Raw genomic sequence first — 8,309 nt, 5'->3', positions numbered from 1 at the left:
AGCGGGGGCAAAGTCAATAATTCGAGTCTGGCATAAGTAGATAAGGATTGCCTAACCTAATACTGTTTCAAGTTATGTTCCCGATCGGGAATCGGCAACGGAAGCGAGGCGGCGACGATGAACAGAAAACGTGGATCGACCAGAGAACCCCTCTCCGGAGGGGGAGTCGGGGACGCGGGCCCAGACGGGACGGGCGACGGCGACGCCGTGGCATCGCAGACGGACGATGGGCGGTTGGTACACGTCGCACCGGTCGCAGCGGGTGGCCGACCATCCACCCGCGATATGCTCGGCGGCGCCATCGTCGAAGTGCGGCGCAACCCGGTGTCGTCGCAAAGCGGAATCGGCTACGAATGCCCGGACATCGACGTCGTACGCGAGGTGTGCCCCTCGATCCTCGGATATTCCTACCACGTCGCCTTCGATGCTCTCCCCGATGAGTCGGTGGAGAAGATCCGCACGTCGAGACTGTACGCGATGCCCGTCGTCTCCGGTCTGCTCGCCCGTCTCGGGGCGGCCGTGACGTCGCGGAAGGCGCGGGCGAAGGGCACTCCGCAACCCGCCGAGCTGGTCGTCGCACTGTCCTCCGCCGGCGCGGGCGATGCGGGGTCGGCGGCTGAGACAACCGTCGTCCGGGCGACCGGCCCGGGTTCCTACAAAATGACCGCGGCCATTGCCTCCGCCACCGTTTTGGCGGTCGCGGGGAAGCCGGTCGTGCCGGGTTGCCGGGATCTCGTCGGCCACCCCCGGCTCCTCGAACCGGTCCTCGCCTTCGCCCGCGATGCGGGCATCCATATCGAAACGCCGCATGACGATCTGACCACGGGGCCGCTGCCGGCAGTGGCCCACTGCGACACCGAAGAAAAGGGGAAACGATGACGGATCAAGCTGAACGGGGTGCGGCGATCGTCGTCCGCGACCTCACGAAGAGCTACCCGATTGCGGGCAAAGCAGGCACCGCGCCCGAAGGCGGGGCAGGTGCCCCGCCGGACGGCGGGCGCAAGGGAAAGCGCGGCGCCCGGATGCGCAAGCATGTGCTCGACGGCGTGAGTTTCACCGTGCCCGCCGGGTCGATCGTGTCGTTCCTCGGCCACAACGGCGCAGGCAAGACCACCCTCATCCGAATCCTGTCGACGCTCATCACCGCAGACTCCGGCGAGGTGAGCATCTTCTCGCGCGATGTGAAAGAGGATCCGGCGGGCGTGCGCGCCGACATTGCCACCACCGGCCAATTCGCGGCGATCGACGAGAACCTCACCGGCCGGGAGAACCTGGAGTTCTTCGGGCGTCTGCGCGGACTCGACCGCGCCGACGCGGCCGCCCGCGCGACGGAACTGCTCGCGCAATTCTCGCTCGCGGACAGTGCCTCGACGTTGGCGTCGGCCTATTCGGGTGGCATGCGGCGCCGCCTCGACATCGCCGCGTCGCTGTGCGTCGTGCCCAGGTTGCTGTTCCTCGACGAACCCACGACGGGGCTGGACCCGGTCAGCCGCGAAGAGTTGTGGGGCTTCATCCGGCAACTGCGGGACGACGGAATGACCCTGGTGCTGACCACCCAGTACCTGGAAGAGGCGGAGGCGCTGGCAGACCACGTCCATCTGCTCAAGGACCGCCGCATCGTCGCCAGCGGAACGCCGGAGGAATTGCGTCGCGACTTCGGGTCGCACGTGCTCCGCGTGTCCTTCGCCACCGCCGCCGGGGCGGAGGCATTCGCCCGCTGCCTAAGGGGAACGTGTCTGGACCGCGCCCGCGTCGCGGGGAAGTTGGTGTCCCTCGACGTCGACCCCGGACCGCAGGTCCTCGAGGCGGTGGCGCGGGCGATGGAGGCCTCGGAAGCGTTGCCGGATTCGCTGAGCGTGTCGCCGCCCACCCTTAACGAGGTGTTCATATCGATGAACGCGGGGGGTGCGGCGCGATGAGTGCGACGTCGGTCGCGGCGTTCCTCCGTCGGGATCTGCTGCTGTTGCGACGCAACACCGCGTCGCTGATCTCCATGTTCGTCGTTCCTCCCCTCTTCCTGCTGTGCCTGTACGCGGTGTTTGGGTACTCAGCAGGGCAATCCGGCTTCGGGTACCTGCGTTTCGTGCTCGGCGGCTGCCTGTTCCAGGCGGCGATGTTCACCGCCGCGGCGTCGGCGATGGCGGTGGGACAGGACGTCGAATCCGGGCTCGTCGACCGTGTGCGCGTGTTGCCCGGGGCCACGGGCGGCTATGTCGCCGGCAGGCTCGCCACCGATGTGCTGCGGATGTCCGCGTCGATCGCGGCGCTGCTGATCGTCGCGTGGGCCTGTGGCCTCGACATGGCTCTCGGTGACGTCGCGTGGACAGTCCTGTGGTCACTGCTCGCTGCCGCGGTCCTGTCCCTGGTCACGGACGGGGTGATCCTGATGGTGCCCGCTCCGGTGTCGACGGCCTCATCGATCCAGGCGCTGGAAATGCTGCTGCTCATGTTCTCCACCGCGTTCATTCCGACGACCGCTGTGGACGGCTCCCTGCGCGACATCGTGCGCCACATGCCTTTTTCGCCGGTGATCGAGGTGATCAGGGCGGCGTCCCCGGGCGCCTTCCCGAATCACGCCGGGGAAGAGGCCGCCCTGTGGCTCGGTGTCGCGACGGTCGTCGGAATCGTCCTGTTCATCCGCCTGTTCACCTCGAGGAGCGAATCATGATCGACGCCATTTTCGTGCATCTGCGGCGCATCGTCCACACTTGGCTGCGGCGCCCTGACTTCTGGTTCATGACGTTCATTGCTCCGCTCGTGTACCTGTTCATCGTCAACCGCATGTTCGGTAGCCTGGTCAGGCAGCTCACCGGAGAGTTCGAACTCCGGAACGCGGTCATCCTTGTCGTAACGGCGTGGGCGTTCATCTTGGCCATCACGGGATCGTCCACCGTGTTCGTTGAACGCAGCAATGGCCTCCACGAGCGGTTGATCACAATGCCGGCACCGTACGCGGCCGTGCCGACCGCACGGATAATCGCCGAGTTCATCCGGATCATGGCGATGACGATCGTCGTCGCGGCGGTGGCCGCCTTGCTTTCCGACGGCCCCCTGGAGGTGTCCTGGTGGTGGAGGATCACGGTGACCGGCGCGATGGTTGCCGCGGCGGCCGCATGCACCGGCACGTACATCGCGTTCTCCATCACCAGCCCCCAGGGATCCGTGGCCCTTATCCCGTTGATAATCGTTGCGATGTTCGTCAACACGGTGCTCATGCCCGCCGACCACTTCCGTCCCCTCCTGCGCGGAATCGCCGGGCACACCCCCGTATCCGCGGCCGGCGAGGCCGTCAACGGTACCGGGGCTGCGGGTCTGGTGGTCTGCGCGGCCTGGTTCTTTGGTATCGCCGTGCTCGCGGCGTGGGGCATCGCCGTGAAAACGAGGCCGGGGGAGTCTGCATGACGGCCCGCGAATCCGAGCATCTAACCCGAAACCGCCGCGTGGACGCGGCCCACACACCCGGAGACAGAACCAGATGAAGTCGATCGCCCAGATCGTCCAGAACAACCGCAGGCTCCTCGCGGCCTACGAGGACAAGGTCCAGCCGAGGTTCCTAAGCCGCTATGCGCGCGAACCGATGGACGCCGCCGCCGTGTACCGGAAGCTCCGTGCGCTGGATCCCGGGCCGGATGCGCCGGCCCGGGTCCTCGATCTCGGTTGCGGAACCGGGTGGCTCGCCCGCACGCTCGCCGCTGAGTCTCGCTATCGCAGGGCGAACATCGTCGGCTACGACCTGTCGCCCAATGCGATCCGCATCGCCCGCGAACGCGCCGCCGCCGACGGGCTCGGGGCCCGGACGGAATTCCACGTTGCCGACATCCTCACGCCGCTCGCGGGAGAGCCCGGCGGGGCCTGTGAAATCTGGGTGTGTGGCGCGCTCCACCAAATGAAGGATGCGGGAGCCGCGCTCGGCAGGGTCTCCGGGCTGCTCGCCGACGGCGGCATCGCTTACGTGCAGACGTTCGTCGAGGATCCCGACGTGAACGAGCGGGTCGACATGGCCGTCATGGCGAAGATGGGCCACCGGGTGTTCCGGGGCAGCGAGCTCGAGGACCTCGCCGAAGCCAACGGGCTGAAGCTGGACGGAGCCTCACGCGCCGGCATGGTGTATTTCTGCACTCTCGCGAAGAAAAGCGCGATCGGGGAGGCGGGGAAGTGAGCGCCGTGGACGGGACCGTCGGCCCGTGGTCGCTGCTCGCCCCGATCCGGACCCGGATGCGTGCGGTGGTCGCGTTGTCCGTCCTGTCGTCGGTGGCTACCGTCGCTTCGCTGGTCGGCATCATCGACATCGCGATGACGTACCCGGAGGCCCCGGTGCATCGGACGTGGTTGGCCGTGGTTGTCATCGTCGTCGCCGCGACGGTGCGAATGGCTGCGGACGGCGCCGCCGGCATGCTCTCGCACCGGGCGGATAACGACCTGCAGCTCTACCTCCGGCGCCGGTTGGTTGCCCATATCCGGAAGCTGCCGCTGGGTTGGCTGGACGCCCGGCGCTCGTCGGGGATCATCGGGTCGGTTGAGAAGGACGTCGCGGCCGTCCACCAGCTCATGGGTCACACCGTCGGCGAGACCGTGGTGGCGGTGCTGGTTCCCCTGCTTTCCCTCATCGCGCTCGTCGCGGTCGATTGGCGGATCGCGGCGGTGGCGGTCGTCCCGGTGCTGGTCACCTTCGCCCTGATGGGCGTGATGATTTCGCGCGGAGCCGGTCTTCAGCGCGACTACGAGCGAGCCTCTGAAAAAGTGACGGCTGCGGTCATCGAGTTGGTGCGCGGCATCCCGGTGATGAAGTCCTTCGGACGCGCCAGCCAGGGCGCGGGCCGCTACGATGCCGCGGCGTCGTCGTTCGTCCGCGCGTGGTCCGCCTGGTCCCGGCAGTCGAACATCTATCTCGGGCTCATCGACGTGGTGACGTCCCCGATCACGGTCCTCGCAGTGGTGTGCGGCGCTGGCCTCGCTTTGAGGGACACCGCGGGCGGCAAACCGGAGGGTCTCGTCGCCGGGCTGGTTCTCGGCCTTGGACTCTCCGCGGCGATCGTGAGGGTGGCTATGAACTCCGAACCCATCATCGCGGGGATCGCCGCCCTGAAGTCCATCGCGGAGGTGCTGGGCACGCCGCCGATCACCGAGTCCGCCGAGCCGGTGCCCGTGCACGGAGGCGCGCTCGAGGTTCGGAACCTGGTCTTCTCCTACGGGGATGGGCCGCGGGTCCTCGACGGGATGTCCGCGACGTTCGAACCGGGGACCCTCACGGCGCTGGTGGGGTCCTCCGGTTCCGGAAAGTCCACCGTCGCCCGGCTGTTGGCGCGTTTCCACGACCCTGTCGAAGGCTCGGTGCTGCTGGGCGGCGACGATCTTCGCGACATCGCCGTGCGCGACGTGCACCGTTCGGTGTCGGTGGTGTTCCAGGATCCGCAGTTGCTCACGCTGCCCTTGCGGGAGAACATCCGGCTGGCCAGGAGAGACGCCACCGACGGCGAAATCATGGCGGCCGCGAAGCTCGCGAACCTCGATACGGTCATCGCGGCGCTGCCGAAGGGCCTGGATTCGGTGGTCAACGTCGACGTGACCTTTTCCGGTGGTGAGGCGCAGCGCGTGGCCATCGCGAGGTCGATTGTCACGGACGCGCCGGTGCTCATCTTCGACGAGGCAACCGCTTACGCGGATCCGGCTTCCGAGGCCCTCATTCAGTCCGCAATTGAGCGTTTGGCTCGTTCGCGGACGGTGATCGTGATTGCGCACAGATTGAGCACGATCCGCAACGCCGACCGCATCCTCGTTCTCGATGGGGGAGCGGTCGCGGAGGCGGGCACCCACGACGAGTTGCTTGCGCGCGGTGGCCGCTACCGGGATCTGTGGCGCGCGTTCGCGCTCGACGACGAACCATCCGCCCCGCGGGGCACTGAAGCAGACGATGAAAAGGCAGGGAACCGATGATCCGGGACTTGTGGTCGATGACGGATCGGCGCTCGAAGATGACGCTGGCGTGGCTCATTGCGTTGGCCGCGCTTGCCGCGCTGGCACAGGGAGCGGCGTTCGTCGCGCTGCTGCCGCTGCTGTCGGCTCTGGCCGTGGGAGATGATGCGACGGCGTGGCGTTTCACCGGCGTTATCGCCGGCCTCGCGGCCGCCCATGCGGTGCTGTCCCTCGCCGCGGGGACGGTCGGCAGGGCGAATTCCGCAGCGGTGCTGTCGTCCCTGCTGCGTTCCCTGGGCGAACGCGTGCTGACGTTGCCACTCGGGTACGTCACCAAGTCCACGGCCGGCCGCTTTTCGGAGATGGCGTCTTCGGGCATGGCGTTCGCGGCGTCCGTGCCGCACGTGATCCTGCGGCCCGTCATCGCTGCTGTGGTTGCGCCGACCGTCATCGCTCTCGGAATTCTGGCGGTGGATTGGCGCGTCGGGTTGGTTCTCGTCGCGTCGGCGCCGGTGCTCTTCTTCGCCTACCGGGCCATTGGCCGAGTCGGCGGGGAGTCGGACGAAGCGCATGCTGACGCCGTCGCTGCCGTCTCCGGCAGGCTGATCGAGTTCACCCGCGGCCAGCAGGTGATTCGCGCCGCGGGCGACGGTTCGGCGGCGGACGCGATGGTGGATGAGGCGATCCAGGCCCAACACGATGCGTTCGCGAAGGCGACGTCGACGCAAGGCGCGGCCATCGGACGGTTGGGCTCGGTCGTCCATGCGGTGTTCACGGCGGCGGTGGTCGTCGCCGTGGCGGTCGCCGCGACGGGCGGGATGTCACCGGCGCATTTGGCGTCGATGCTCATTGTGGTCGTCCAGTTCACCGGACCGATCACCACGGCGGGAGCGTTGTCCGGCGGTTTCGGCGCGGGCCGCAATACGTTGGCTGCGCTGCGTGACCTGCGGGCGATCCCCGCCCTTCCCGAACCGGCCGCACCGGAGCTGCCCGACGGGCATGACGTGGAGTTCCGCGGCGTGAGCTTCGGGTACGGGGAGAAGAAGGTCCTCGACGGCGTCAGCTTCCGTGCACCTCAGGGAGTGCTGGTCGCCATAGTGGGACCTTCGGGGGCGGGCAAGACGACGGTCATGCGGCTGCTGTCGCGGTTTCATGATCCAGACTCGGGGGAGATCCTCATTGGCGGGGTGCCCTTGCCTCGGATCGGCACCGACGGCGTGAACTCGCTGGTGACCCCGGTGTTCCAGGAGACGTTCCTCTTCGACGCGTCCGTGCGGGACAACGTGGTCTTCGCCGACCCCGGATTCGGTTCCAGGCCCGGCGACGGAGACCGCTTGCGCGAGGCCGCCCGGCGATCCGGGGTGGACCGCATCGTGGAGCTGCTGCCTTCCGGGTGGGATAACCCGGTGGGGGAAGAGGGGACGCTGCTGTCGGGAGGCGAGCGGCAGCGCGTCGCCATCGCCCGGGCGCTTCTGAAGGATTCCCCGGTGGTGCTTTTCGACGAGCCGACGTCCTCGCTGGATGCGGCCACTGAGCGGGCGATTGTCGGCACGATGGAAGCGTTGCGCGGCGATCACACCGTGATCGTCGTCGCCCATCGCCTGCACACCGTCCGCGATGCCGACCTCATCGTCGTGCTTTCGGAGGACGGGACGGTCGCAGAACGGGGCACGCACGATGAATTGCTGGCGAAGGGCGGCCGCTACGCCGAGTCGTGGACGTGCCGGACGGGAGGCTCCCCGGGCGCCTGATCCTCGTCCGTCGAGGACTATCGCTCCGGTCCGGTACCGGTGCAGTGGTCCCGCCACGCCATCCCGGTCAGCGGGTCCTCGACGATGCCCTGGGCGACAGGGTCGTAATTGAAGCCGTAGTGCTCGGTGCGGTGGGCGGGGCACACGTCTTGGACGGTGATGTTGGTGACGCCGGGTTCCCGCACGAAGGAGTTTTAGTGGGGGAGCACGGCATTGTCGTGCCGCGTGCCCAGGAAGGTGTACCGAACGCCCGGTCGAGTGATGTCGCCGATGGTCAGCTCATTCAGCAGCATGGAACCGGAGATCTGCTGTTCCCAGGCAAGCGCGTTCGTTTTGCCGGCGTTTCGGGAGTATCCGTGGCGCATCTCGGGGTGGACGTCAAAGCGATCGGCTGCGCTGTGCGCCCGGGGCCCGTGGTTCGAGGCCCGGTACCGATGAGCTGTTCGACGACCCGGTCCCGGGAATGAGGATGACGGGCAATTCACCGTCCCGGGGCGGCACCGGAAGTCGTTGGCGCCGGGGGCACCAGACCGGGCTTGGCCATGGACAGGGCCCGGGCGGCCGCGGGTGAGGTTTGCCGGTGGCCGGGCCACCGGTCGGGAAACCGCCGTCCGACAGCGACGAGGGGATTCTCGTCACCTCGTC

At 67.8% G+C, this 8,309-nt stretch carries 8 protein-coding genes; 7 read left to right on the top strand and 1 reads right to left on the bottom strand.

What is annotated here, in order from left to right; genetic code table 11:
• The first annotated feature begins 285 nt into the window (after nucleotides 1–285).
• From CORTU0001_RS09265 to CORTU0001_RS09235, 7 genes are all read left to right on the top strand, one after another.
• On the top strand, nucleotides 286–879 hold the full coding sequence (locus CORTU0001_RS09265) for a hypothetical protein (RefSeq protein WP_005329298.1): 594 nt from the start codon (nucleotides 286–288) through the stop codon (nucleotides 877–879).
• The gene (locus CORTU0001_RS09260) at nucleotides 876–1,919 is read left to right on the top strand and encodes an ABC transporter ATP-binding protein (protein ID WP_005329296.1); all 1,044 of its coding nucleotides are present in this window, start codon (nucleotides 876–878) and stop codon (nucleotides 1,917–1,919) included. The genes CORTU0001_RS09265 and CORTU0001_RS09260 overlap by 4 nt, the downstream gene beginning before the upstream one ends.
• Entirely contained in the window at nucleotides 1,916–2,668 is a 753-nt protein-coding gene (locus tag CORTU0001_RS09255) for an ABC transporter permease (RefSeq protein WP_005325973.1), read from the top strand. The genes CORTU0001_RS09260 and CORTU0001_RS09255 overlap by 4 nt, the downstream gene beginning before the upstream one ends.
• Nucleotides 2,665–3,402: an ABC transporter permease gene (locus tag CORTU0001_RS09250; protein WP_005325972.1), complete on the top strand. Its 738-nt coding sequence runs from the start codon at nucleotides 2,665–2,667 to the stop codon at nucleotides 3,400–3,402. Before CORTU0001_RS09255 ends, CORTU0001_RS09250 begins: the two co-directional genes overlap by 4 nt.
• 73 nt (nucleotides 3,403–3,475) lie before the next feature.
• Nucleotides 3,476–4,159 (top strand): class I SAM-dependent methyltransferase, encoded by a 684-nt coding sequence (locus CORTU0001_RS09245; protein ID WP_034668635.1) that lies wholly within the window; start codon nucleotides 3,476–3,478, stop codon nucleotides 4,157–4,159.
• Entirely contained in the window at nucleotides 4,156–5,934 is a 1,779-nt protein-coding gene (locus CORTU0001_RS09240) for an ABC transporter ATP-binding protein (protein WP_034668633.1), read from the top strand. The genes CORTU0001_RS09245 and CORTU0001_RS09240 overlap by 4 nt, the downstream gene beginning before the upstream one ends.
• Nucleotides 5,931–7,664, top strand: a complete 1,734-nt coding sequence (locus CORTU0001_RS09235; protein WP_005329286.1) for an ABC transporter ATP-binding protein — start codon at nucleotides 5,931–5,933, stop codon at nucleotides 7,662–7,664. Before CORTU0001_RS09240 ends, CORTU0001_RS09235 begins: the two co-directional genes overlap by 4 nt.
• Nucleotides 7,665–7,858: 194 nt before the next feature.
• On the opposite strand, the gene CORTU0001_RS11740 is transcribed toward CORTU0001_RS09235, so the two are convergent.
• Nucleotides 7,859–8,029: a hypothetical protein gene (locus CORTU0001_RS11740; protein WP_154762578.1), complete on the bottom strand. Its 171-nt coding sequence runs from the start codon at nucleotides 8,027–8,029 to the stop codon at nucleotides 7,859–7,861.
• Nucleotides 8,030–8,309 lie beyond the last annotated feature (280 nt).

This window comes from Corynebacterium tuberculostearicum SK141 (assembly GCF_000175635.1).
Lineage (GTDB): Bacteria > Actinomycetota > Actinomycetes > Mycobacteriales > Mycobacteriaceae > Corynebacterium > Corynebacterium tuberculostearicum_C.
This window is presented reverse-complemented; position numbering and strand designations above follow the sequence as displayed.

Excerpts from the sequence above, each read along its gene's own strand:
- CORTU0001_RS09265 (WP_005329298.1), top strand. The coding sequence starts at position 286 with ATGCTCGGCGGCGCCATCGTCGAAGTGCGGCGCAACCCGGTGTCGTCG.
- CORTU0001_RS09235 (WP_005329286.1), top strand. The coding sequence starts at position 5,931 with ATGATCCGGGACTTGTGGTCGATGACGGATCGGCGCTCGAAGATGACG.
- CORTU0001_RS09245 (WP_034668635.1), top strand. The coding sequence starts at position 3,476 with ATGAAGTCGATCGCCCAGATCGTCCAGAACAACCGCAGGCTCCTCGCG.
- CORTU0001_RS09260 (WP_005329296.1), top strand. The coding sequence starts at position 876 with ATGACGGATCAAGCTGAACGGGGTGCGGCGATCGTCGTCCGCGACCTC.
- CORTU0001_RS09255 (WP_005325973.1), top strand. The coding sequence starts at position 1,916 with ATGAGTGCGACGTCGGTCGCGGCGTTCCTCCGTCGGGATCTGCTGCTG.
- CORTU0001_RS09250 (WP_005325972.1), top strand. The coding sequence starts at position 2,665 with ATGATCGACGCCATTTTCGTGCATCTGCGGCGCATCGTCCACACTTGG.
- CORTU0001_RS11740 (WP_154762578.1), bottom strand. The coding sequence starts at position 8,029 with ATGCGCCACGGATACTCCCGAAACGCCGGCAAAACGAACGCGCTTGCC.